The 24140-nt window shown below is 57.6% G+C and carries 22 protein-coding genes and 1 pseudogene; 2 read left to right on the top strand and 21 right to left on the bottom strand.

The genetic code is table 11. From position 1 onward, the window contains the following. Positions 1-118 precede the first annotated feature (118 nt). The 16 genes and pseudogenes from HNQ81_RS11175 to HNQ81_RS11260 form a co-directional block, all read right to left on the bottom strand. The gene (locus HNQ81_RS11175; protein WP_183351391.1) at positions 119-931 is read right to left on the bottom strand and encodes a mechanosensitive ion channel family protein; all 813 of its coding nucleotides are present in this window, start codon (positions 929-931) and stop codon (positions 119-121) included. A 17-nt stretch (positions 932-948) separates the two neighbouring features. Beyond that, on the bottom strand, positions 949-2205 hold the full coding sequence (locus HNQ81_RS11180; RefSeq protein WP_183351393.1) for a hypothetical protein: 1257 nt from the start codon (positions 2203-2205) through the stop codon (positions 949-951). A 317-nt stretch (positions 2206-2522) separates the two neighbouring features. Continuing rightward, a complete protein-coding gene (locus tag HNQ81_RS11185; RefSeq protein ID WP_183351395.1) occupies positions 2523-2948 on the bottom strand; it encodes a hypothetical protein in 426 nt (141 codons plus the stop codon). Positions 2949-3298: 350 nt separating this feature from the next. After that, a complete protein-coding gene (locus HNQ81_RS11190) occupies positions 3299-3475 on the bottom strand; it encodes a hypothetical protein (RefSeq protein ID WP_183351397.1) in 177 nt (58 codons plus the stop codon). Positions 3476-3661: 186 nt separating this feature from the next. Then, on the bottom strand, positions 3662-4837 hold the full coding sequence (locus tag HNQ81_RS11195; protein WP_183351398.1) for a DUF3322 domain-containing protein: 1176 nt from the start codon (positions 4835-4837) through the stop codon (positions 3662-3664). Continuing rightward, complete coding sequence (locus HNQ81_RS11200; protein WP_183351399.1) at positions 4834-8199, bottom strand: ATP-binding protein; 3366 nt, start codon at positions 8197-8199, stop codon at positions 4834-4836. Before HNQ81_RS11200 ends, HNQ81_RS11195 begins: the two co-directional genes overlap by 4 nt. Then, entirely contained in the window at positions 8192-8830 is a 639-nt protein-coding gene (locus HNQ81_RS11205; RefSeq protein WP_183351400.1) for a DUF4194 domain-containing protein, read from the bottom strand. The genes HNQ81_RS11200 and HNQ81_RS11205 overlap by 8 nt, the downstream gene beginning before the upstream one ends. Further along, positions 8830-10275 carry a DUF3375 domain-containing protein gene (locus HNQ81_RS11210; RefSeq protein WP_183351401.1) on the bottom strand — a complete coding sequence of 482 codons (1446 nt, stop codon included), beginning with the start codon at positions 10273-10275 and terminating at the stop codon, positions 8830-8832. The genes HNQ81_RS11205 and HNQ81_RS11210 overlap by 1 nt, the downstream gene beginning before the upstream one ends. Positions 10276-10354: 79 nt before the next feature. Beyond that, positions 10355-11059: a TVP38/TMEM64 family protein gene (locus HNQ81_RS11215; RefSeq protein WP_183351402.1), complete on the bottom strand. Its 705-nt coding sequence runs from the start codon at positions 11057-11059 to the stop codon at positions 10355-10357. Positions 11060-11081: 22 nt separating this feature from the next. Continuing rightward, the gene (gene trxB, locus HNQ81_RS11220; protein ID WP_183351403.1) at positions 11082-12026 is read right to left on the bottom strand and encodes a thioredoxin-disulfide reductase; all 945 of its coding nucleotides are present in this window, start codon (positions 12024-12026) and stop codon (positions 11082-11084) included. 88 nt (positions 12027-12114) lie between these two features. Further along, a complete protein-coding gene (gene tsoC / locus HNQ81_RS11225; protein ID WP_337833445.1) occupies positions 12115-12429 on the bottom strand; it encodes an NEPxGxxU motif selenoprotein TsoC in 315 nt (104 codons plus the stop codon). Positions 12430-12485: 56 nt separating this feature from the next. Next, positions 12486-14237, bottom strand: a complete 1752-nt coding sequence (tsoB, locus tag HNQ81_RS11230; protein WP_337833446.1) for a rhodanese/DsbD fusion-like selenoprotein TsoB — start codon at positions 14235-14237, stop codon at positions 12486-12488. A 38-nt stretch (positions 14238-14275) separates the two neighbouring features. Continuing rightward, positions 14276-14725 (bottom strand): LULAXC motif selenoprotein TsoA, encoded by a 450-nt coding sequence (gene tsoA, locus HNQ81_RS17940; RefSeq protein WP_337833447.1) that lies wholly within the window; start codon positions 14723-14725, stop codon positions 14276-14278. 29 nt (positions 14726-14754) lie between these two features. Further along, the gene (tsoR, locus tag HNQ81_RS11250; protein WP_183351409.1) at positions 14755-15111 is read right to left on the bottom strand and encodes an ArsR/SmtB-type metalloregulator TsoR; all 357 of its coding nucleotides are present in this window, start codon (positions 15109-15111) and stop codon (positions 14755-14757) included. A 340-nt stretch (positions 15112-15451) separates the two neighbouring features. Beyond that, the gene (locus HNQ81_RS11255) at positions 15452-18148 is read right to left on the bottom strand and encodes a cation-translocating P-type ATPase (RefSeq protein WP_183351410.1); all 2697 of its coding nucleotides are present in this window, start codon (positions 18146-18148) and stop codon (positions 15452-15454) included. Between the two features lie 390 nt (positions 18149-18538). Continuing rightward, positions 18539-18691 (bottom strand): annotated as a pseudogene (locus tag HNQ81_RS11260) (Fic family protein); the annotation flags it as partial. 97 nt (positions 18692-18788) lie between these two features. Here HNQ81_RS11260 and HNQ81_RS11265 point away from each other — a divergent pair. Together HNQ81_RS11265 and HNQ81_RS17840 are read left to right on the top strand one after the other, a co-directional pair. Continuing rightward, on the top strand, positions 18789-19013 hold the full coding sequence (locus HNQ81_RS11265; protein WP_183351411.1) for a hypothetical protein: 225 nt from the start codon (positions 18789-18791) through the stop codon (positions 19011-19013). Between the two features lie 363 nt (positions 19014-19376). Then, the gene (locus tag HNQ81_RS17840) at positions 19377-19502 is read left to right on the top strand and encodes a hypothetical protein (RefSeq protein ID WP_275888810.1); all 126 of its coding nucleotides are present in this window, start codon (positions 19377-19379) and stop codon (positions 19500-19502) included. 123 nt (positions 19503-19625) lie between these two features. Here HNQ81_RS17840 and rhuM read toward each other — a convergent pair whose 3' ends face one another. The 5 genes from rhuM to HNQ81_RS11295 form a co-directional block, all read right to left on the bottom strand. Further along, entirely contained in the window at positions 19626-20474 is an 849-nt protein-coding gene (gene rhuM / locus HNQ81_RS11275) for a RhuM family protein (protein WP_183351412.1), read from the bottom strand. Then, entirely contained in the window at positions 20471-21061 is a 591-nt protein-coding gene (locus HNQ81_RS11280; protein WP_183351413.1) for a plasmid pRiA4b ORF-3 family protein, read from the bottom strand. The genes rhuM and HNQ81_RS11280 overlap by 4 nt, the downstream gene beginning before the upstream one ends. A gap of 479 nt (positions 21062-21540) precedes the next feature. Continuing rightward, positions 21541-22716 (bottom strand): Fic family protein, encoded by a 1176-nt coding sequence (locus HNQ81_RS11290; RefSeq protein ID WP_183351414.1) that lies wholly within the window; start codon positions 22714-22716, stop codon positions 21541-21543. 487 nt (positions 22717-23203) lie between these two features. Continuing rightward, on the bottom strand, positions 23204-23428 hold the full coding sequence (locus tag HNQ81_RS18140; RefSeq protein ID WP_353740489.1) for a DUF6538 domain-containing protein: 225 nt from the start codon (positions 23426-23428) through the stop codon (positions 23204-23206). 370 nt (positions 23429-23798) lie between these two features. Next, a complete protein-coding gene (locus HNQ81_RS11295) occupies positions 23799-24131 on the bottom strand; it encodes a YnfA family protein (protein WP_183351415.1) in 333 nt (110 codons plus the stop codon). Positions 24132-24140 lie beyond the last annotated feature (9 nt).

Raw genomic sequence — 24140 nt, forward strand, 5'->3', positions numbered from 1 at the left:
TGGAAATAGCCCATACCCAGGTACCGAAATCCCGACAGGTGACCGCAACATCTGAAGGCATCCAGCAGCGCCGATGTTGAATCTTCCATGCATGAGGTCGTCAGAGCCTGCTGCAGAATCAACCCTTGTTTGCCGGGGTCGCAAATGCGGTCGCAAACTTCACGCCCAATGGCAGCAGGGCGGCCTTGCCCCGCACGGTCATGTCGGTAATGAAACGGAACTGCTGCGCCGCGGCGACCGGATAGGCTTTCAGGCGATAGTGCGTCCCCCACGGCTCTTCGTTGACGATGACGGCAATCGGATCATCAAAGTACAGGTACGGACTGGTCAACGCCACATCCACCAGTACGTTACGCACCTGGTGCGCGTCATGCTGCGGATGGAGATAAAAGTCGGCAATACATTGCAGGCGGGCATCGCCATTGTTGGAATTGATGACAGGCTGGCCCCACAGGAAATTATGCGGGACCAGGACCCTGCTGTCGTCCGGGGTCACAATCTCGACGGTGCGCAAGCCTATATGACGCACTTCACCATACACGTCGCCCAATTGCACCCAGTCGCCATTGCGGTAATTGAACTCCCCCATGGCGACGATACCGGCAATCAGGCCACTGGCGTAATCCTTCAGCGCGAAGCCCAGGGCCAGGCCGACGGAGCCAAGTATCGCTACCATGTTCTGCAGCGACGGCTCGATCAGCAGGGGTACCATCATCGACAGGGCGGCGAGAAAGATGAAAAAACGGAGATAGGGAGCGGTAGAGAGGATAAAGAGGCGTTTACGACCCGGCAGACGATTGGCGAGCCAGGGTACGATCCGCTGCACGGCGACAATCAGTACGACGGTTGCGGCAACGATAATCGCCAGCTCCCATATCACTGCCGTATCGATGCTTTTGAAGATCCTTCCGATCTGGTTTTCATTCGGCATGGTGCTCACCATGGTCATTAGAATGAGTCGGTCAAATAGTCGCCGGCACGCAACAGCCGGCGAATCGCGGCGTAGGACGATTCACGGACCTGCCAACGCCCGTTGAAGCAATGGGCTATGCCGGATTGCTGCAGTTGCCCCAAAAGCCCGTAACAGTGGGTTGCGGAAAACGGCAGGAGATCCTCGGCGAGAGGTGCCGGCAGGCCGCCATGCACCATCATGGCGTGCAGAAGGAGAAAAAATTCCTCGGCTGTTCCGAGCGGCAATTGCGGATCGAGGGGCATGCCGGCCACCCACACGTGCTCTCCGGCGCCGTTGCCTTCTGCGGGCTGGCGAGTGTGTTCGCCGCCCGAGGTCTCATCTTCGTCCGGCCGGGAACGCAGGCGCTGGCGCCAGTAATTTGCCGCGATTGCGACATTGCCCCGGCAATAGGCCGCCAGGTCTGCAAACTCTTGCTGGAAATGGTCCTCCGCGGCCGAGGTGTCTAAAATTTCCTTGCCGGTTTCCGCATCATAGCAATGGATTTCCCTGTTCGACCGGGACGTCATCATCCCGAGCAGCATGGCATGCAGGCGGGGGCCATCGAAGGCCTGCAGCGTAACGGCATCGGCATCGGGCAAGGGCAGAATACGCTGGACATAGGCCCAGGCCCAACTGTCACAACCGACCAGGCCTCTGCCAAACCGTCCACTCGCTGCCAGGCTCAGCAGGCGGCGGACCAATCCCAGCCCGTTGGCGTGGCGCAGGTAGCAGTGCTCCAGGTTCGGCAGAACCCAGAAACCTCCGGGTGCAGGCCAGTTATCAAACCAGCGGGCGTCGTTCGAAAGAATTTCTTCAACGGATGGAGGTGGGATCTGTACCGCCTGATGATGCGCCCCCAACAGTGAGACGATCTCGGCATGCCCGCAGAAAGGCTGCCCGATGCAAAACTTGACGCCTCTCTGCGATGCGTCCGCCGTCACCCAGTCCTGCAGCGCCGCGTCCAGCGCGGCTGCCGCATCGTCCCACGGCAACGGCGGTACCAGGCGCGCCAGGCGCACCTGTGGCAGAACATCCAATTCCTGCTCTTTCCTGAACGAAGCCTCGGAAGAATCCCGGCGTCGAAACAGCTGCCGGAACGACTGCCAGGCATTGGCCGCAGCACTTTGTACGTAGACTACCGGTACCACGTAATCACTGGGAGGAACAAACTCCCACAGCGGAGTTTGCGGCGAATCGTTCGGAGCGGGAGAAGTTTGATCCGTGTGGTTGGTATCCGGATTTCGTTCGCTCATTTGTTATTCCACATCCTGGCTCTGTATTCCCTGTCGAAGCCGGCAACAGCCGCCATCCCGGCACATGCCGGAAACGATAAGTTCACACTACGCTTTATAGCCACCATTGACGATGACTATTGGTAGAAGATGTACCGCGGAAAGAACGACACAGACAACAAGAATCGTATTGCCACAGGCGATGGCGGTTTTCGATTTCCAGAGAAATATGCGCTGACGTACATCCCCCGGAAAGAAGATGTGCTGAAGGGGGGAGTGGACAGCCGGTTCGCCTCATCGGAAAACCGGCCGCCGGTGCCGGGATACTAAAAAATACCTTAGTTTTCCGGGAAGCTGATGGTGATCCTGTCGTCGTCACCATCGTGGCGTGCCTTGATCTTCAGCTCCATGCTGTTGTTGCGGAAACCGAAGGCGAGCGCCACTTTTTCCTTATCCTTTTCGATGTGCGTCATTTCCCGGATCGCCTCGACGACCTTCCTGCCGACGTCGGCGCCGGGAGACGGCAGTTCGGCGGTGCGGTACTCGGCGGTCACCCTGGTCTTGCCGTCCTTGGTCGAAACCAGGGAAATCTTCTCGGCATTGCTGGTGATGCCGTGCAGCACGGCGAGGGCGATCCACTTCAGTGCCGCTTCCCGGCTCTCGGGGGTCCGGGCGATTTCCGACATTTCCTTCAGGGGATCGGTGGTGGCATAGCAGTCGCACAGCGACTGGACCTGTTGATGAATGCTGGATTGATCTTTCATAAGAGTCCTCCCTCTGTTTTCCTCCCCCGCCGCGGCTGCAAACCCGACGGGATCGATGCAATAGTCAGGCAAAAGGATCTGCAGGTAGCCGTTGCAGCCTTTTCAGGCTTACTCTTCAGGATAAACACGATTCGGGGAGACGCAATACGGCGGTGGGCCGGCTGATGGTCGGGCGAAATCTCCGCGGCTACGTCCTCAAGCACGGCCGGGCGGAGATGGAGGGCAAGGCCGAGGTGGTGGCGCCGATCGCCGCCCCCTCTCTCCGTGCTCCGGTGACGGCTTCGTTGCCCGAGCGGAAGACGGGAATCGGCCCTGGAACCTCCGCCGGATCTGCAGGGGTGGACTGGATATTACCTGGTCGTTGTCAGGGTCTTGAACTTGTCGTGCCACGCACAGTGGTCGCAATAGGTTTCCGTTTCCTCCGCCACCTCCAAGGGAATGGATGCGGTTTCCTGCTCGGCGGGAACGATTTTTCCATCTTTGAATTCGAACTCGAAAATAGTGTACTGGTCTTCCGGATCCTTCACGTAAAACCGCCGAGATCCGCAGTCCGGGCATTACATCGGCCTCATCACCAACCTCCTGTCTCTGTTGCATCCACAACCGGAAAAATTTGTCCGACGCTACAGTATAGAAGGGAGAGGCGAATCAAGTCAAGGACGGGACGGGTCAGGCTTTCCGCCCGAGGATGACTGGTTCAGCAGGAATTATGCTCACCGATTCCGCAGGTGATCGAGAACGAATTGGAACCCGATCCTCTCCTGCTCGAGCCGAACCCGGTTCCCCCAATGATTTTCGCGCAACTGGTCGTACAAGGCACTTTCCTCGGCGTTGAGCCGGGCAAGAGCCGCCGTTTCCGGCTGTGGCTCGACGCCCCAGAGTGATCGATGGGCCAGCAATGTCGCCTGATCCATCAGAAACGATGCAGCGTGGGGAAAGACGCCGCGCAATTGATTGAGGATGGCAAAACCGTGGGTATCGATATCCCCCCAATAGGAAATGGCTTTCCGGCGGAGCCAGGAGGCGGCGGCGAGGTTGTCGAAACCGTATCCCGCCCCGAAGATCACCATCGCCCCAGGAGCATCGGGGAAGGCCAGAAAGTTGATCTCGTTTTCGGTGATGAACACCTTCGATAGCGGGAGATCCAGAGCGGCGAAGGCGGCCTGGGTCAGGGTGACATCCTGTTCGGCTGCCGCCGGCAGCAGCCGGATATCGGGGTCCAGCAGCCGGAAACGCACCCGTAAGGGCTTATCGAGAAAACCGTAACGGCGGCAGAATCCGCCGACGCCGGTGTGTGTCGCCTCGATAACTTCCTCCGGCAGCACGAGATCGAGCAGTTCCGCCAGCACGCCGCGATGCGCCTCAATCAACTTGGTATGAACGCCCGGCAGATCGATCTGGCGCAGATACACCGCCGGGCGCGGATGCCCCCTCAGCCAGGCGACAATCGCCAGCAGCTGCGGCCAGTCTTCGGCCAGCTGCAGCGCCCGCAACGGGCGCATTGCCAGCCAGGGGAGCAGTTCGGGCTGCCGCTCACCGGTCAGTCCAACCAGCGCGGCAAACTGCTCCGCCGCCCGGAGTTTGCCGATCAGCCTCAGCGCATCCGCCAGGGTATCGATCCAGACCGCCGACGGGATGTCATTGGCCCCGAGTACGCGGTGGTTGACGTTGCGCCATTCGATCCGACAGGGCCCGGCGGCGGCGGATAATTGGGCGATCCAGTCGCGCACCTCGGCAAATCGTTCGCTCAGTTCCCGGGAGTCGGGGCCTTTGAGCGCCAGACGCCGAGGAAAAAGCGACTCACCGCCGGCCAGGGAGGCGAGCAGCAGGCCGCGATCCCAGAGCTTCTGCACCTGAATTCGCAGATCGGCAGGGGTCGTCCATTTCATCCCTGCATCCTTTCCTTTTCGGCCCGATATTCCTTTATGCTCAGGTTGCGCAGGACCGAGTCGCGGCCGTCTTCATTGTGAACAAAGCCGACACCGGCGACAAAAGGCTCGATGATATGGATCTTCTGCAGCGGCGTGACGATCAGCAGCTGCAGGTTGAGCTGGGCGAACAGCTGCAAGCCATACTGCGCCGATTCATCGGACCCGCGCCCGAAGGCCTCGTCGATCACCACGAAACGGAAGGAGCGCGAGCGCACCGCTCCCCATTCCAGGCCGAACTGATAGGCGAGGCTGGCGGCAAGCACGGTATAGGCCAGCTTTTCCTTCTGGCCGCCCGATTTGCCGCCGGAATCGGCGTAATGCTCGTGTTCGCTGTTGTCTTCACGCCAGCGCTCGCTGGCGGCGAAAACGAACCAGTTGCGGACATCGGTGACTTTTGCGGTCCAGCGCCGATCCAGATCTGAATGATCCTCCCGCCCGCGGAACCGCTCGATGATCCGCTTGACCTGCAGGAATTTGGCTTCCGAATACTGCGCATCCTCCGAACCGGTGAGCGCCCCTTCGGTGCAGGTGCGCAACTCGGCCTGGAACGCACGGATATCGGCGTCGAGATTCATCTGCGCTTCGAGGCTGATGTAGCGGCCGGGGTTGTAGTCGATCTGAGTGAGCGATTCGTTGATCCGGGCAATGCGCTCCTTGATCGTCTCCCGTTCGCGGGCCAGCTGGGATTGAAAATTCGCCACCTCCCGGATGGTGTTTTCGTTCAGCAGTTCCTTGAAACGCCCTTCGAAACGGGGCAGGTCGTCGGCGCGGAGCCCATCAAGCATCGATTTGAACTCAGGCCCCGTGGCGATATTGACATCCACATCCCGGGTTTCCAGCGGCCATTCCTTCCTGTATTCGGTCATCGCCTTGATAATTTTCTCGCCCATCCTGGCAAGTTTTTTGTCTTCAGCATCTATTTTTGCCGTCAGCCAGGCGCGCAGATCGTGCTCACGGTTGTCACAGGACTCGACTGTCAGCTGCTGGCTGCCAAAGGCCTCCCCGCGCATCCCTTCCAGCATGGTGAATCGCCGGACCGTCTCCTCTGTTGTCTCAGCCAACAGGGCGTCGAGCTGTTGCCGCAACTCATTCGCGTCGCTGATTTTCTGCTCGGTCTTGGCGCGTTTGTCGTTGCGTTCCTTCAGCTGGAGTTCCGTTTCCCGCAACTCGTTTTCGAGTGCGGCCAATTGGGCCGTGAGGGTTTTGAGCAGATCGGAAGCAGCCTCAAGCGCACGCTTCGCCGTTTCCAGTCTGGAGATGGCCACAGCCACGGGTTGCCAGTCAAGTTCCCGGAAGTCCGGGTACTCGACCAACCGGGCAAGGATCGACAGACGCTCCTTGATGGTCGACTGATCCCGCTGCAACCCGCTGATGCGACCGGCGAGTTCGGCAAGATGGGCCTCCTTCAGCTTTGCCTTATCTTCCAACGCCGCTATCTTGGCGGTATTGCTCCACCCCAGCACATATCGGCTGCGATCGTCGAGACGATGGCGATCATCCTTTTCATGCCGCTCCCCCGGGGCCTTGATCTGCCCTGCCAGGGTGATGGCCCGGGTCTCCCGGCGAAACTGGTCCTGGTTGACACAACAGGCCAGATCAAAGCGGTGCGCCACCTCCCGTTCGATCCAGAGATAGAATGAGGAGTCGGGTTTGACTTGGAGCTTACGCACCAGGGAATCGGGATGAAGCGACGGCAACTCGCTGCGACCTCCTTCACGGACCCGGAAATAGACCAGCCTCCCGCGCAGATGGGTGCGGTCAACCCACTCAGCCACCCTGGCATAGTATCGATCCGGAACCAGAAGGGACAGACCGAAACCGTGGAGCAGCCGTTCGATCGCCCCTTCCCAGTCGCGCTGGTCCTCGCGCACCTGCAGCAACTCACCGGCGAACGGCATCTCTTCTTCGGCCAGATGCAGCGCCTGGCAGAGCGAACGGCGCATGGCAATCTGTTTTTCGTCGATATTGCTGATCCTGGCTTTCAATCCATTGATTTCAGTCTTCAATTGATCGTATTCCGCCCGTCCCTGGGCGAAAGAAACGCCCGCCTCATTGAGGTCGTTCTGTGTGCGAGCTTCAGCTTCTTCCGTCGATTCACGCCAGGTTGCAATTTCGGACTGCTGCCGCAGGAATTCTTCCTCGGTCGCGGCGGGGTGCTGCCCCAGCGCCCGCATGAGTTCGTCATAGTTGGAAGCCTTGTGTTGGCGGCGTTTGAGCTCTTCCTGTTTCTGCAGGATTTCCTCACCGAGACTCTCAATCCGGTCCCCGCCGTTTTCGGCGATATTGCGGCGGAGCTCACGCTCCTGCCCCTGCTGGGCACGCCGCTGCTCTTCCAGCCGCAGGGTGGCAACCTGGTGTCGGGCCAGATCCTCATTCAGCGAATTCAGGCGTTTTCCCAGCAGTTCCAGCTTCAGGGTGGCAAACCAGGGACGCAGGGCTTCGCGGCAAACCCGCAGACTCTCCACCGTTTGCGCCAGCTCCCGGTGGCGTTCGCAATCGGCCACCAGCGGCGCAAGCATCTCTACCTGGCGTTTGGCCTTGAGTACTGCCTCGTGAGACCGGTGGAGATCCTCGAAGTGCCCGATCAGAGCGGAGATGCGCGGTGCGACATCGAAGGGCTCGAGCATGTGGCTGCGCACGAAGTCGGTGAGATTCCCTACCGACTTGAGAGACACGGTCTGATGAAACAGATCCAGCGCCTGCTCGTTGTCGATGCCGAAGCGCCGACGGAACCACGACCCGTAGGGAGGAAAGCTGTCGAACACCTCGACCCCGCCCCCGCGCAGCTGCCTGCGGAGGCCGACCATCTCGCGGCCGAAACCGGAAAAGTCGGCGGCGATGGAAAGATCACGTTCACAGGCGGCATACAGGCGGGCCGGTTGCGCGTTCGCGTCCTTGGTCCAGAAGACCTGGGCAAGGGTGACGGTTTTATCGTATCCGGCGTTGTAGAAAACACCGAGAATCACCGAAAAACAGTTGAAGTCGCGCAGGGCCACCGGCTTGGAGCTGCCCAGCGTCTCCTGCCGCTCCGATTTGTAATAGCCGAGCACATAGGACTTGAGCGACCGTTCACGGCTGTCGGCGCCCGCCGCCTTGTTGTAGGCAACCCGATGACTCGGTACCAGCAACGTCGTGACGGCGTCGACCAGGGTCGACTTTCCGGAACCGATATCACCGGTGAGGAGGCAGTTTTTTCCACCCAGTCGCAACGTCCAGACCCGGCCGTCAAAGGTCCCCCAGTTGAAGACCTCAAGCCGTTGCAGCCGGAATCCGGCCAGCCGGTCATCAGCCATAAATTCCAGAAACAATGGCTCAGCCATCCTCGCCCTCTTCCATTGCGCCCGCACGTTGCTGTCGATATTCCGCCAGCCGCCCGTCGAAATCGGCCAGCCACTGCGCGTCGACAAAGGCCTTGATGATCCGTCGTACTTCGATCATCTGTCCCTGCCCCCGCAGGCGGCGGATGAAACCCAGGGCAGAGATCTTGTTCAAGGTGGCATCGATCTGATCGATCAGCTTCACCTCGTTGCTGCCCGCCGGGAGAAAAATCCGGATCAACTCCACGACCTCATCCCGGGAAAGAATCAGCCGGGTGTCACCGCCGCCGGCGTCAAATTCGGCCAGCTTTTTCCGCAACAGCGCGAGCAGCAGACTGACCGAGTAGGAGAGCTGCCGCCGGGCGATCAGACGGGGGATGGCCGGTGCACTATCGTCATCGCATTCCGGTCGAGAGCGTAAAAAGGCGTATCCTTCCGCCTCGTCGAGCAGCAGATCAAGGCCGAGAACGGCGACGTAATCCCGGATACTTCCCTGCTGATTCAGGAGCGAGCCCCACAAGCCCGGATTTTCCTCCCGATACATCACGCCCTTGAGCAGAGGCACCACCACGGTCGAAAGTTCAGGGGGCGGATTGACCGAATGATCGGAATCGGCATCGGCGACATTCATCATCAGTTCCTCAGTAAAATAATGCGCGGCAAGGTCGCCCGGCGCATGACGCCCGCCTCGAGCTGCCAGCAGACCTGCTCCTGCACGTCATCATCCACGGCGGTCCTGGGCCAGTCTCCGGCCAGCTGCAGGTAGGCAACCAACTCGGCCAACCCATGGCGCAGCGGATGGCGGGCAACGACCTCGGCAAGGCTGATCTGACTGCGGTCCTGAAGCTCCTGGCGGATATTTGCGGTCAGTTCGGCCCGGTCAACCACGACATGGGCGTAGAGTGCCGCCGTGTCGATATCCGCATCCCCTTCGTCCACCACCAATTCGGCAATGAGCGGCCTGAGCGGTGGCCGGTACAGAGGCCGCTCCAAGGGGAGCTCGACGTCAGCGGCGGTCTCGGCCAGGGGGATGAAATCACCGGGAGGATACTCTTCACGCACTGCCAATGCGTGGCTTTCGATACTGTGCAGAATGTCCATGATGCGGCGGTTCTCCAGCCAGGCCTGGTCGTCGAGAAACCGCCGCAGCTGCTCGGAGAGTCTGGCCACCGTTCGCTGGGTATGTTCTCCCGCCTCCAGCCAATCGTAGTGAACGCGATGCAGACGGGTTTCCGGGCGCATGGCCAGGATCGGCGGCAGGGCCAAGACCTGTTCCAGCAGCCGGCTCAACTCTTCCTGCCGGGACTGGGACATCAGAAAGTCCCAGAAGGCGCGAAAGCTTTTCCCTTGATCGGAATCGGCAATGGCGTCGCGTTCGCCCATGATTTCCTCGAGCAGCACCCCCTTGGCTCCCTCCCACAGGGCAATGCGTTCCCGCACCCGCCGGTCGAGTGTACGGAAGTTGTGCTCGACCTGGCGAAAGTCGGTCAGCAGCTCCCGCGCCAGTTGGAGAAACTGCTGGAAACGATCTTTCAGCGCCGTGTCGTCCAGGATCGGAATGTCCCCCGTCAGAATACGGGCAACTTCCGCGTCGATATCGTTGCGGCGTTTCTGCAGTTCGTCAATCCGCACCTGCGGATCGGTCTGGCTCCCCTCGCTCATCTGCCGCAGCAGCTCGAACAGGGTGAGCAGGCGCGACTCAGTGCCGACAAAGGCCCGTTCGCTCAGGCTCTCCAGCCAGGCCAGGGCCTTTTCCGTCGCCGGGGTCAGGTCGAAGTGGGGTTCGTCGGTCCCGGGCGGATAGAATTTCCGCAGCCAGCCCTTGTCGTTTTCGGCCCAGTCGTTGAGATAGCCCTGCGCAGTCCCGGGAAAGGCCTCGACCCCCAACTGCTCGCGCAGGGCGAAGAGTTCATCCTCCAACGCCTCGACCAGGTCGGCCTGCGCCAGATTGCGGACATTGGGCGCGATGAACACCCGGTGCAGGAAAGAGGCCACCAACGGCGCATGATGGGCGCAGATCAATCGCCAGGCCGGGTGGTTCTGGCGGAGCAGTTCCAATGTGGCGTAGTCGAGGGCCATGTTGCCATCCCGAGGTTATTGATCGCCGCTCTGCGCCGGCCGCTGACGAAATGGATTGTCACGATCAACTCCGGCACCTCTACCGGCCGTAAGCGCTTTCCTCCTTTTTAATCATTTTCAACAGCTTCGGGATAAAAAATGAAGCAACAAAAAGGGTGACGGATAAATACACCTTCCAGCTCAACAGTTCCTCCCACCTTCCCGTGGCCCAGACATCACGCAGTGTTCCGACAAAAAATGTGAAAATAAAGGTACCTACCAGGATTCCCAGCGCTGTCCCTGACATATAGTCCCAAAAACGGACCTTGGTCAATCCCATGCCAAAATTCATTGGTGTAAACGGGAAATACATCAACCGGAGATAGAGAACCGTCGCAAAGCCATTTCGCTCAATCGCATCATCAAAACGTTTGAGTCTATCGCCGATGAGAGAAGCGGCGAAATCCCGTCCGAGATATCGACCGATGAGAAAGGCAAGGCCGGCGCCGATCATAGCTCCTGTCCAGACGTAGAGGAACCCCCGGTAAGGGCCGAAAATTGCGGCGCCGAGGGCGGTCAGCAGTGTGCCCGGAAGAAACAGGCAGACCCCGACGACATAGATGATCACAAAGATCAAGGGAGCCCAGAGGCCGGCAGATTCCAGGACCTGGCCAAGCTGCTCGGCTGTGAGGTATTGTCTCGCTGGGGAATATCGGACCAGATATACCGCCGCGCCGATGAAGATCAGCAGCACAACCATTTTCACCAGCGCGGCGCCTTTCCTGTTATTTTCCCGATCGGTCATGCAATTGTCCCTGAGGAAGAGATTAACTCGCAGTACCTTTTCTCATTTCGACGTAATGCGCCGCGGCCAGGGCGGCGGTGCAGCCGTCTGCAGCGGCCAGCACGATCTGGTTGGCGTATTTCTGGCGGAGATCCCCAACGGCGAAGATACCGGGGATGCTCGTTTCGCATTTCTCGTCGGTAATGACGTAGCCGGTGGCATTCTTCTTGATACCGGCAGGAACCAGCCCGTTGTTGGGCGCAAAGCCGACGAAGATGAACACGCCTTCGACAGTGAACTGCCGCTGCCCGCCGGTCTTGACGTCCTTGAGGGCGACTCCGGTGACTCCCGACCGATCGAACAGGATCTCGCTTGCCACGGAATTGAAGATGATTTCGATCTTGGGTTCGGCAAACACCCGCTGCTGGAGGATACGGCTGCCGCGAAATTCGTCGCGACGATGGATCAGGTAGACCTTGCTGGTAATCTTGGCAAGGTAGAGTGCGTCTTCCAGGGCGGTGTCGCCGCCGCCGATGACGGCCACCGTCTTGTTCCGGAAGAAGAAGCCATCGCAGGTGGCGCAGTAGGACACGCCTTTGCCGAAATTCTCGTGTTCCCCGGGGACTTCGAGCTTGCGGGCCGTCCCGCCGGCGGCCAGGATGACTGCATGACTCCGCAGGACGGTGCCGTCGGCAAGCCGCACCGTATGGTGGTCGATACCGGGCTCGGTGGCGACAACCTCCTTTTCGCGAATCTCGAGATCATAGGATCTGGCGTGCTCGAGGAATTTCTCGCACAACTCGAACCCGCCGATGTTGATATAGCCGGGATAGTTTTCGACCTCTTTGGTAATGGCCACCTGCCCGCCGAAAACGCCCTTTTCCACCAGGACGGTTTTCAACGCGGCACGCATGGCATAGATACCGGCGGTCAGGCCGGCAGGCCCGCCACCGACGATGATGACATCATACATTTCACTGTTCGACATTCTGTCCTCTCTGCTGAATCATTAAATTCCACTGTCCGGTTTGCATCTCCGGTTCTGGAATCTAATCATTTTTTTCCTGTGGTACGAGTTAAGATTTTTTGAAAAGACGGTCCATCAGGCCTTTCTTCTGCGGTTCCGGCAGACCAAGCTTGCGACAGATGCACACCTCCAGATCGTGATCGGAGATATCGGACCCTTCGACGACGATCTCATCGCCGACCATGACCGCCGGCGCCACCGGCAGATCAAGGGCAAAGTACTCGTCGGTCTCGTATGCAGATTTCGGCTTTGAGGTGATATCGATTTCCACCGGATACTTGTCGCCCAACCTGGGCATCATCTGGTTGAAGTGTCTTCACGGTTTGCCATTTGGTTCGTTGAGAAAAAAACGGAGCTTGAGCATGTCCTTCTCCTTTTCGGAAGTGGTTGAGGATGTATAAGCCTTTCATGTTGATTTCGTTATATGTTCGGGGCGACGATATCCTGCATACGGATGAGAAACGTATCCACCGGCAGATAATCGACGAGCCGGAGATCCGGGCGTTCGTTGCCGTCTGCGTCAAGAAAGACTAGCGTCGGCACACCCTTCACCTCGTACTTTTTCAGCAGCTCCTCATGGTAGCGATTACCGCCCTTGGTCACGTCGACCTTGACCATGATGAAGTTGTTGTCGGCCAGGCGGACAACGTCGGGATGATGAAAGGTGACTTCCTCGAGTTCCCGGCATGGCGTGCACCATGTCGCGTAAAAATCAATGATAACCGGTTTTCCAAGATCCTGTGCCTCCTTCAGGGTCGCCTCCGTGTACGGTTTCCAGGTCACTCCAGGGCCCCGCATGGCGATGGTAGCCACCAGAAAAGTAGCGATAACCAGACCGGCAATGCCAACCCCGCCCTTCAGCAGGGGAAACGCCCGGAAGTTGGCCTGACTCTTATCGATCCAGCCAAGGTGCAGGCCGGCAGCCAGGGCGACAACGGCCAGCAGGATGGCGCCCCCGTCTCCCGGCAGGATCGGGCGGATGAAATGGGCCGCCATTCCGACCAGAACCCATCCCATCAACTTTCTCACCCAGATCATCCATCCCCCTGAACGAGGGAGCTTTTCCAACTGTCCGGAAAACATCGCCAGGAAAAAGAGCGGCAGGCCGAGTCCCAGACTCAAGGTGAAAAAGACCACAAAACCAAGCCATGGGCTCCCCATACTGGCCACCCAGGTCAGCAGCCCGAGGACGAACGGCCCGATGCAGGGGGCGGCAACGACTCCAAGGGTTATGCCCATGAACAGGCTGCCGAAATACCCGGTATACGATTTCGCCGCCGCCTGCGTCAGACCGCTTGGCAGGCGCATCTCCCACAGGCCGAAAAGGCTCGTGGCAAAAAAGACCAGCACCCCGGCCACCACAAGTAGAACGATCGGATTCTGGAGCATTGCCCCCATGAGGCCGCCGGTCAGCGAGGCGACGACCCCGAGCAAAGAGTTGGTGAGAGCAAGTCCCAGCAGGTAGCACAGTCCGTGCACCAGAAGCCTGCCCCGGCCCTCGCCGCCTTTGGTGGCCTGACCGCCAAAGTAGGACACGGTGATGGGGATCATTGGATACACGCAGGGGGTCAGGTTCAAGGCCAGGCCACCGGCAAAAATACCAAGCAGGGTCCAGATCATGGCCCAGCCGTAAAGAGACCCCGGCGTCCTGGATTCCTCGGCAGGCGCCGTCAGACCTGCCGGAGTACTGGCAACGGGCAGGCCTCTCGCCTGCCATTCCGGATAGCCGTATGGATCGCGATACACATTGGTGTAACCGAGTTGTACGGCCACCCGGGCCGCCGAGTCACTGCGGACTCATGTAAGGCCGGCTCAGTAGAAGACCAGGGTCCGATCCTTATCCGGCCCAAGCAATTTTTCCAGATCCGAGGCCTTGCTCCATCTTGCCCAGGCAGTCGGTTCCATCGGGAAATTGACGGCACCCTTGAGATGCCCGGTCCTGAACTCCCATTCCTGACGGGTATCCACCAGAAAAAGGCTGTCGGCATCCTCCTGGTAGCGCTGTGCCAGCTCATCGGTCGTGATGATCCGGTAGTTCCCGTTTTTCCCTTCGGCAAGAACATCATCCCAGGTGGCCTGCCTGGGAGTAACCGCACGGTTGGTAAACCACAGGGCTCCGATGGTCAGCAATACGGCGACGATGGCTAACAACGTTGTCTTTGTGTTTTTCATGGCATGACCTTTTCGAGTGATTGCATGCTACTCACCATTCACAGCTTTTTCTCGCGATCCAGCTTTGACAGAAGGAATGTCGCGCCCCTCAAGGAGAGGCCGACTCTCTTTGCCAGTTCATCCGCACTGAGGGGGCCATATGTACTGTTCAAAGCGGTGATCTCATCTTCGAGCTCCTCAAACCAGTCTTCGAACAGCACCAGCAGATCGGGGTCGGTTATGGCCATCAGTTGTCTGGATTGAGCAACCTTGTCCACGAGGGTCTGGCACATCTGGGTTGGGTCGACACCTTCGCCCATGCACTCGGCAAGTCAGAGATGGACCATGCTGGAGATCTTGTCCTGCCCGGTTTCTCCAAGAAGATTCATGATGAACCGGGTCCGGCCTTCCTCGCCGAGCAGCGGCAGAAGTTGTCTGAGCGCGACCGCGGTCTGATTCGCCGCATCTTCAGGATCCAACTTGCTGAATATTTTTTCTATTTCGTTCATGAGAAGCCAATCACCTCCTGCACAATCTGTTAAAATGTTGTTCGGGTTGCCAATAGATTTGCTGCTACCGCATTCAGATCCCGTAGCGCCTCGAGAATGGCTGGATCGGAGAGCTCGTAATAAATGAAAGGACCGCTGCGCTCGATTGTCACCAGCAACGACCGTTTCAACTCTTTGAGATGATGGGAGACGAGGGGTTGCGAGAGTCCAAGCTCTTCGACAATACTCCCCACCGCCTTCTTTCCCTGGCTGATGCAGAGGAGGATTCGGAGTCGGTTTTCATCGGCCAGACTCTTGGCCAGAAAGGCCACTGATTGAAATTCTATATCAAGGGTCGCGCCCGTAGCACGTGCGAGAATGGAAACTGGTTTCTGCCCGTCATGCATTGCCTGTTCTCCTGCCATTATCATCCTGTGCGTGGTCGGTGAGGAGTTTAAAATAAACATATAAATGTAAATTTATATGTAAATGTATTGCCACGCCTCGTATCTGTCAAGCAGAATCGAGGGGAAATAGCCCCGACTCATCGCGACGGGCCATCAACCGGTCGATGCGGGGACGATGCGGCGTTGTTCGGAAGGCGGGGAAAGTGCCATCAAATGATAGATGATCGTTGCGATATTCGCCTCAATCCGGGCGTCCTCCCCGAAGCGGAACCTTCGATCACATGCTGGACAATGGGGTATTGAACCCGACGTCACAGAAAAGCGGAATCATGGGTGATCCTCAATGCTGCCTGCGGCGCAGGAACAGTTTTTTCGATTCCGTGATCAGTACAACGACCAGGGCCCCGACGGCGCAGATACCCAGTTCCGCCGGCCGCAGCGGCGTGGTGCGAAACACGGTGTTGAAAAACGGGACATAAATAATGATCAACTGCAGGGCAAGTGTGACGCCAATGGCCAGCAACAGCACAGGGTTGCCGAGCCAGGATTGGGCAAACAGCGATTGCGTTTGCTTGCGTACACACAGCGCGTAGGCCATCTGGCAGAACGTCAGCATGGTGAACACCATGGTCTGCCAGGCGTTCGAACCTGTTCCTCCGCTCCAGAACCAGTACCCGGTCCCGACGGAGATCAGGCCGATGATCAGGCCCATGACGAGAATCTGCCAGCCCAGGCCACGGGCGAAAATGCCTTCCCGCGGATTGTACGGCGGCCGGTGCATCACGTCGCGCTCGGCTTCTTCGAACCCCAAAGCAACGGCCGGCACGCCATCGGTCACCAGATTGATCCATAGAATCTGAATCGGCAGCAGCGGCAGCGGCATCCCCAGCAGCGGGCCGGCGAGCATGACAACGATTTCACCCGCATTGCCGGTGAGGATATATCTGAGGAATTTGCGGATGTTATCGTAGATGCGGCGTCCTTCTTCGACGGCGGCGACAATGGTGGCGAAATTATCATCCAGCAGCACCATATCGGAGGATTCTTTGCTGACGTCGGTCCCCGTAATCCCCATCGCCACTCCGATGTCGGCTGATTTCAGCGCCGGCGCATCGTTGACGCCGTCGCCCGTCATCGAGACGATCTCATGCTGGGCCTGCAGCGCGTCGATGATGATCATCTTGTGCTTGGGCGAGACGCGCGCAAAGACGGAAACCTCCTTGATCCGGGCGCTGAGCGCGTCGACGGTCATCCTGTCGAGATCCTGCCCGGTCAGCACCGCATCGGAGGTCGTCAGCCCCAAACCCTTGGCGATGGCGACAGCCGTCAGGGGATGATCGCCGGTGATCATGACCGGGCGAATCCCGGCCTGTTTGCACAGCCGCACGGATTCAATCGCTTCGGGACGGACCGGATCGAGCATGCAGCACATACCCAGAAAGACCAGATCCTGCTCGTAGTGCTCCGGTCGGTCCAACCCGTCGACTCCCATCAACCGATAGGCAAAACCAAGCACCCGCATACCGTTTTTCGCCAGTGCGGTGTTTTCGGCGGCAATCTCCTCTTTTCTCTTGTCGCTCAGGGGTTGAACGACGCCGTTTATCAGAATCCGGCCGCACACCTCGATCAAGCCGTCAATCGCCCCCTTGGTCAACACCAGGTGATCGGCGGACCCCTGGTCCCCGGCGGCGGCAAGAACAGGGTGCAGATCCGTCCCCCGGGAAGACGACGGCAGGGCGTGAACGGTGGACATCCGTTTACGTTCGGAGTCAAAGGGCAGTTCGCCGACACGCGGCAACATGGCCTGCAGATCGCGCTGCACCAGTCCCGCCTGCTGGGCCGCAAGCACCAGCGCGCCTTCGGTGGGATCGCCGAGGATGCCGTCTGGTGTATGTTCGTCGATGACGGCATCGTTACACAGCGTCCCGGCCAGCAACAGCAGGCCGAGATCGGCGTCCTTGCCGTGGTCGGCCACCGCTTCATCGAGTGAATAGCGGCGATCCGGCAGCACCACATCCGAAACCGTCATTTTATTCTGCGTCAGGGTGCCGGTTTTGTCGGAACAGATCACGGTCACGCCGCCCAGGGTTTCCACGGCCGGAAGCTGCCGGATCAACGCATTTTTCTTCAACATCTGCTGTGCCCCCAGCGCCAGGGCGATGGTGACGACAGCCGGCAGGCCTTCGGGGATGGCCGCCACCGCCATGCTGATGGCCGTCATGAACATTTCCTTCAAGCCCGCGCCCTGCAGATAGTTCAAGCCGGCAACGATGATGACCAACACCCCGGCGGCCAAGGCCAGCGATCGGCCGAGTTTCGCCAACCGCCGCTGCAGCGGGGTTTGCTCATCCTCCACGTCCTGAAGCATGATGGCGATCTTGCCCAGTTCGGTCTGCATGCCGGTGCCGGTGACCACGGACTCGCCGCGCCCGTAGGTCACCACCGTGCCCCTGTAAATCATGTTCTTACGGTCAGCCAAGGCAAGCTCGCCGTCGGGCAGCTCATCGGTATCTTTGTCCACCGATTCTGATTCGCCGGTCAGGGCCGCTTCCTGAACCTTGAGATTGGCGGCTGCGATCAGTCGGCCATCCGCCGGCACAATGTTCCCGGCTTCGATGAGGAGGATGTCGCCCGGCACCAGGTCCCTGGCCGAAATCTGCTGCTCTGCGCCGTCACGCCGCACCCGCACATGGGGAACCGTCATTTTCTTGAGGGCCGCCATGGCGTTTTCGGCCTTGAATTCCTGCCAGAACCCGAGAATCGTATTGAGCACCACAATGACGAAAATGACGATGGCGTCGATATATTCCTGGAGCGCCACTGAAATAACGACGGCGGCCAGCAGAATCAGGATCATGACCTCCCGCACCTGGGCCAACAGAATCTGCCAGGCCTTTTTTTTCCCCTTTTCGATCAACTCGTTGGGGCCGTATTGGCTGAGCCGTCGCGTCACCTCGGACGCCGACAGACCCTGCTGCGGCGATGTTTCATGATTTTTCAGCACATTCTCGGCGTTCAGGCGATATGGTTCCGGCATTGATCATCCTCAAATATGGGCACAATAGCTGATCCGGGCGATTTCTTCGAGCCGTGTTCAGGAATCTTCATGTCCCAAAACGTGTGATATTTCCTGCAATTCAAGTGTATACGACAGGGAAATCCGGCAGCAGCAAACAATTGACGGCGGCAAACCCGACTCCAGATTCAAACTACCTCGCAACGTATTGAAAAACAAGGGCTTCACCTTGGAAACCACGTCGCCCCCAAGGTCCCGCCGGGGATCCACCTTTACTCGCCCGATTCCCATGCCCGGGACGAGGATGCCGGGTTCGCGGCATAATCAATCGGAAAGCGGAAGCGACGCCGCCACCCTTGGTCCTGGTTGTCCGCACATCCGACTCGACCCCACCGACGAAAGCGGATCGATCTACCTGCCCGGCAGCTCCGTACCGCGACTCATGATCTCGATATAGCCGGCATAGCTGAACAGGCGGTTGCGCTTCCAGGCGGTCGACTCCTTGACGATGCCGAGCTGTTCCAGATGGCCGAGTGCCTTGTTGACCGTGGCCGGGGTGAGGCCGGGCGTCTGCGGCCTGCAGATCAACGATCCGCTGGGATCCAATCCGGTCTCGACCGATGCCATCGGTGTGCCGACCGACCTGAAAATCAGACAGACCATGGCCTTGGGCTGTCCTTTGGTCATCGAGAAGTTCTGGGAAAGGCTCGGCCTGAAAAAGGTCCTCAAGGCCATCGAGCTGCAGGCTTTCCGGCGGATCGAAACCCATGTCAAGATCTGCGTGCTGGCACTGCAGATCGAGCGGGTGGCCGAGATCTCTTGTGGCCTGCCGTGGCAGGCATATCAAACGGGCACTGGAGACGATCCAGATCACAGAATTTTTTGATTTAAAATATCATGTGCTCATGCGCAACGAGGTGACTTCCGAAGCAGAAAACACTTTAAAATCATTGAAGATAAAGCCGCCGCCCCAGATCGTTCAGTTGACCGAAGACAGCCGGAATCTGTAGACACACGACGAAAATCACCACTCGGCCCCAATCCAACAGCAGCAAGGGTTTCAGCCGATTTGCAAACTTATTGGCCGCAAACGCAAGCACTACAAAACCAAGACAAATCGGGAGGTCGACCTTATCGCGTTGTTACCGTCAGTGCCGGGTCAAGAACGAGCCGTAGGGCTGGTCCAGGTCTGCGCCTCGCTGGCTGATGCCGCGTCAAGCAGAGCGAGGTCCGCTCCCTCTCCGAAACCATGGTTGAACTGGCAGCAACGGAGGGGACCATCGTCACATGGCGTACCGATGAAACCATTCCCCTGAGTTTTGGCTCCATCCAGGTGGTGCCGGTCTGGCGGTTTCTGCTGGAGACGGAGCCGTAAAGTTACTTGATCGGTTACTCAATCGGCACTTTGATCGGTGAGGCGGGGCATGTCGTAAGTCATGTCGTAAGTTTGTCGCAAGCCCCCCTAAGTCACTCCTCAAGTCACCCCAAGTCAGCCGTCCTATTCTTCCTCCGGTTTTTCATCTCCGGCTGATTCGATCTGCTTCACCATCCGATCGAAATCGCTTTCAAACAACCGGTCCTGCACGATACGGTATTTTTCGTATTCGCTTGCGGCCTGGGTTTTGGCCAGCTCTGCCGATACCGTTCCCGCGTCCTGCAGAATCTCCCGGTCCCAGAGTTTGAGGAAGCCCGCCAACCGTTTTTCCCAGTCTTCCATGGTCATGGGGATTTTGCGCATGGCCTGAAGCTCGGCCATGTCGAGGTAGGCGGAGACGATGCGCTGCATCTGCGCCAGCTCGAACTCGGAGAGATAGTTCTTGGCGATGGCGCCATCATATCGATGGATTTTCCCGTGGGGAGCGCCTTCCCAATGGGTCAGGTTACCGCCGCGTTTGAGGCGTTCCACATCCATGGTCCAGCCCTGGATGGTGTAATCCTTGACGATCTGGTTGGCCCATTTGCGGAACTGCACCGCCCGCTCGTTTTCGATCTTGAAGCCGACGGCGATGGTGGCCTGCAGGTTGTAATGTTCAACCTCGCACCGAACTTCGCGGTTGCCTTCGGTTTGAACTATTAAGTATTGCTTAACAGTTGCCTCCCTCGTCAGTTCGTTGTCGGCGAAAATGCGCTTCAGGTGCTGGTTGATGGCAGGCACCGAGACGTCGTAGAGGGTCGCCATCATCTTCTGGGTCAGCCAGATGTTTTCATCCTCGTAGCGCATTTCCACGCTGGCTTCCGATCCTCCCCCAGCCGCGACAAAGGTCAGATATTCGGCGGCAGAGGAACGAACCATGGCCGTCTCTTTCTTGTGAGGTTTCTGTATCTCTTTGGCCTTATCCTTCTTCATTCAACTCTTCCCCAGCTTTGATACCTGTCCCGGGACCAGCGGAGGTATTTCATCAGCTCCCAGTTGATCGATTCCGGATCAAATCGCTCACTGTCAAAGTTGCCACCGGACCATTCCGTATAGCTTTCGTGTTCCTCGTGATTCGGGTCTTTCAGCGCATTTAAGAATTCAATGTAACCAGGAACGCCGCCCACATCTTCCGGCGGGCAGGCTCGTTGACCATCAAGGCAGGCCAGCTCCGTTCTCAGTTCAGGATTGAAATAGCGGCTTTCCTCAAGAACTAGTTCATGCTCCCAGCCGTCTCCGAAATCATACAGATATTGGAAGGTACGGCCTTTCTTTTTGATCAGATCCCCGAGACGATACCTGCCACATGGCAACCCATCTTCCTTTGATTCCGGATATTCCGTGTATCGTTTATTCCCGATGGTGAACTCGTGAAGATGGCTGTCGGTCCAACCCATGACAATCTGGATGACGTCGTGCAGCCGGTCCAGCGTGATGCTGGCAGGCACAACAAAACGCCGCCAGCTTGCTGGTTCGATGTCAAGCAGCTGTATTTTCAGAAGATAAAATCGTTCGTTCATTTCTCATGTTCTCCTAAACCATGCTGAGTTCAAGTTTGTGTTGTATCTTCTCCCAGCCCGGGATGACAGAGTCGAGAAGCTTATAAAATTCTGGGCTATGATCATGATCATTTCAGGTATGCCTTGATCTCGGCCAACAGGTCATCATCTATATTTCACTGTTGCAAACGACCAAGAAAAAATGGGTATGAGTATGCTGTTCCATTGAAACTCATGCAGTCAAGATCAACAAAGGTTTGATACTCACCCGCGTAACTCGCCATTGGATGACGATAAGCCGGAAGTAGCAGGGACATCTCTTCCCATAAGGATAAGGAATTGTATCCCTTTTCTGATATAATCTGTGATGCTCGATCAGTCAGAGCAGCATACACTTTTACCGCTTCTCGGCGATCACTTGAATACTGTGTGGCTGCTTTTCAAGCTGCTTCGTACCCTTCCATAGCTCCCCCAACCGAGCAACAACAGTCATGAATTATTCAAATCTGCTTCTCCGGCAACTCTGTTCCCTTCTCCATGATTCCGATATATTCCGTGTAACTGAACAGCCGATTGCGTTTTCTGGCAGTAAGCTCCTTGACGATATCAAGCCTCTCCAAATACCCCAATGCCTTGTTGACCGTAGCAGGGGCGAGCCCAGTTTTTTCCGCCAACCAGTTGGAAGTGACAAGAGGACGCTCCATCAAGGCCCGATGGACCTGAAGGATCGATGCGGCCACCCTTCCCAAAGCACGTATGCGGTCATGATCCCGATGTGACCGATCCAGAAGCAGCTGCGCGGTCTCCACTGCCTGGCTTGCGGTGGCTATCACTGCCTCGGCGAAGAAATCGAGCCAAGCCTCCCAGTCGCCAGTGATCCGCACCCTATTGAGCAGTTCATAGTAGTATTGCCGATGGGTCTTGAAATACAGACTCAGATAGAGCATCGGTTCCCGCAGTACCTTTTCGTCACACAACAGGAGGGTAATCAGGAGACGACCGAGACGCCCATTTCCGTCAAGAAACGGATGAATCGTTTCAAACTGCACATGAACCAGTGCTACTTTGAGAAGAACCGAAGTTGTTTCAGGGTGATCGTGCAGAAAGAGTTCGAGTTTACCCATGCATTCCCGCACTTCATCTGGTGGCGGAGGAACAAAGGCAGCATTGCCTGGGCGGCTACCGCCAATCCAGTTCTGGGTTCGTCGAAACTCGCCGGGAGATTGGCTGCTCCCTCTACCCTTTGCCAGCAGAACACCGTGAATTTCCCGAAGCAGGCGGAGCGACAAGGGCATACCCTCTGCCAGACGGCGGAGGCCATGATCGAGAGCAGCAACATAATTGCTGACTTCCCGCACATCATCCAACGGAACGCCAGGCTCAAGATCAAGTTCGTAGAGCATAAGATCCGACAGCGAGGACTGCGTTCCCTCGATCATCGAGGAAAGTACTGCCTCCTTGCGCACATACATGTATAAAAATAAAGATGTGTCAGGCAGCAGGGTCGACACGCTGTCAAGCCGCCCCAGTGCCAGCAGAGCCTCATCGAACTTTTTACGCAGTTCAGGAGTCCAGTCGATGGGTGGTGACGGGGGCAGTGGAGCAGGGATGAAAGCCTGAACCTTCTCCCCGACCGTCGATATGGTCACATACCTTCCTTGGAGGTCTCGCCGCATGGTACCACCTGGAAATGTAAAATAAGAAAGGACGTTATTTTAAGATTATCTAGTTTATTAAAATAAAACCCCTGTCATAAAGAAAGCAAGCATTATCACGATTGAGACCAGTGAGTGGGAGATACAGGAATGCCTTGAGCAGTTCCCTGCTGGGAGTCCTGTAGGTATCACTCTCCGGGTCGATTTCAACACCTTCCTGGGCAAGGTATTTCTCGGTCAGGGGATGTATGAGAGAATGATCGGCCTGACGTAGCCATCAAACAAACGACTGGAAGATCGCCCGTGCCTCATCGGCCTTCATGTTTGACGATTCCAGGAACGTCACGCCATCCAGCGTTGTCGAGCCAACGAGAACAGAACCTGCCATTGACGACTGTGCCCACAGGAGCAGCCTCGGTTACAATACCGATGCTGCCCTCATCGCTACCAAGAACCTCCCGAACATGGTCCTTCACCTTCTGTTTGATCTTCTTCGATGTACAATCGGTCATACCCGCTCGTGCCCTGTAAAACTGTTCGTGAATGAACGATGCAATGCACCGTGCCCGATGCTTCGCCACTCGTAGTGCAGTGCGCCAGCACGGAGAGAATACCTGAACTCGCCCTGACCGACAAGGGGACGCAGGTCACGTGGAACTTTCAATCGGAAGATGTACCCGGAAGGAGTCTGGTAGAGGTAGGATCGTGAAGCAGAAACAAGAAAGCCCATCATTTACTCCATTCTTTTGTCATGTGTGGATAACAAAAGTGGATAAAGATGGGCTCTCTGCGAGGAGAATCCGACATTCTCCTGCAAATAATCAATAAATTGGTGGAGGGTGCGTCGACCTACCGCAAAACAGTCTCAAAGCCCACGCTCCTCGTAACTCCTTGATAATAAACGCCGAAATCATCTCGCACAACCACTTCCCGCCAACCCGACCAGAGAAACGATTTTCTCCCCTGATTTCCCGGCACCGGACGAGGGTGACGGGTTTGCAGTAAAACCCGATACCTGGCGTCGAGCCGCAACAACTTCGAATCCGGTTTTCGGACGCCGGTTCGGTTCCCAAAACGAAATCGAATTGGGCTTTCGGCATCGGTCATCCACCCCGGGGCGCGAACATGATGATGCTCATACCGAGCAGCGTCACGGCCACACCGACAAGATCCCAGACATGAGGTCGAACTCCATCCACCAGCCACAGCCATACCAAGGCGACAGAGACGTACACGCCCCCGTAAGCTGCATAGACCCGCCCCGCTGCCGTCGGGTGCAGGGAGAGCAGCCAAGCGAACAGCGCGAGGCTTGCACCCGCTGGGATCAGGAGCCAAGCAGACCTGTTTTCACGCAGCCATAGGTATGGAAGATAACACCCGGTTATTTCGAAAAAAGCAGTAGCAACAAACAGAGAGGTGGTTGTGACAATGCTCATGGCCATATC

This window comes from Desulfoprunum benzoelyticum, assembly GCF_014201505.1.
Lineage (GTDB): Bacteria > Desulfobacterota > Desulfobulbia > Desulfobulbales > Desulfocapsaceae > Desulfoprunum > Desulfoprunum benzoelyticum.

Bases quoted from the DNA above. Each gene is read 5' to 3' on its own strand.
- HNQ81_RS11175 (WP_183351391.1), bottom strand. From the start codon at position 931: ATGCCGAATGAAAACCAGATCGGAAGGATCTTCAAAAGCATCGATACG.
- HNQ81_RS11180 (WP_183351393.1), bottom strand. From the start codon at position 2,205: ATGAGCGAACGAAATCCGGATACCAACCACACGGATCAAACTTCTCCC.
- HNQ81_RS11185 (WP_183351395.1), bottom strand. From the start codon at position 2,948: ATGAAAGATCAATCCAGCATTCATCAACAGGTCCAGTCGCTGTGCGAC.
- HNQ81_RS11195 (WP_183351398.1), bottom strand. From the start codon at position 4,837: ATGAAATGGACGACCCCTGCCGATCTGCGAATTCAGGTGCAGAAGCTC.
- HNQ81_RS11200 (WP_183351399.1), bottom strand. From the start codon at position 8,199: ATGGCTGAGCCATTGTTTCTGGAATTTATGGCTGATGACCGGCTGGCC.
- HNQ81_RS11205 (WP_183351400.1), bottom strand. From the start codon at position 8,830: ATGATGAATGTCGCCGATGCCGATTCCGATCATTCGGTCAATCCGCCC.
- HNQ81_RS11210 (WP_183351401.1), bottom strand. From the start codon at position 10,275: ATGGCCCTCGACTACGCCACATTGGAACTGCTCCGCCAGAACCACCCG.
- HNQ81_RS11215 (WP_183351402.1), bottom strand. From the start codon at position 11,059: ATGACCGATCGGGAAAATAACAGGAAAGGCGCCGCGCTGGTGAAAATG.
- trxB (WP_183351403.1), bottom strand. From the start codon at position 12,026: ATGTCGAACAGTGAAATGTATGATGTCATCATCGTCGGTGGCGGGCCT.
- tsoR (WP_183351409.1), bottom strand. From the start codon at position 15,111: ATGCATGACGGGCAGAAACCAGTTTCCATTCTCGCACGTGCTACGGGC.
- HNQ81_RS11255 (WP_183351410.1), bottom strand. From the start codon at position 18,148: ATGCCGGAACCATATCGCCTGAACGCCGAGAATGTGCTGAAAAATCAT.
- HNQ81_RS11265 (WP_183351411.1), top strand. From the start codon at position 18,789: ATGGCCTTGGGCTGTCCTTTGGTCATCGAGAAGTTCTGGGAAAGGCTC.
- HNQ81_RS17840 (WP_275888810.1), top strand. From the start codon at position 19,377: ATGGTTGAACTGGCAGCAACGGAGGGGACCATCGTCACATGGCGTACC.
- rhuM (WP_183351412.1), bottom strand. From the start codon at position 20,474: ATGAAGAAGGATAAGGCCAAAGAGATACAGAAACCTCACAAGAAAGAG.
- HNQ81_RS11280 (WP_183351413.1), bottom strand. From the start codon at position 21,061: ATGAACGAACGATTTTATCTTCTGAAAATACAGCTGCTTGACATCGAA.
- HNQ81_RS11290 (WP_183351414.1), bottom strand. From the start codon at position 22,716: ATGCGGCGAGACCTCCAAGGAAGGTATGTGACCATATCGACGGTCGGG.
- HNQ81_RS18140 (WP_353740489.1), bottom strand. From the start codon at position 23,428: ATGATGGGCTTTCTTGTTTCTGCTTCACGATCCTACCTCTACCAGACT.
- HNQ81_RS11295 (WP_183351415.1), bottom strand. From the start codon at position 24,131: ATGAGCATTGTCACAACCACCTCTCTGTTTGTTGCTACTGCTTTTTTC.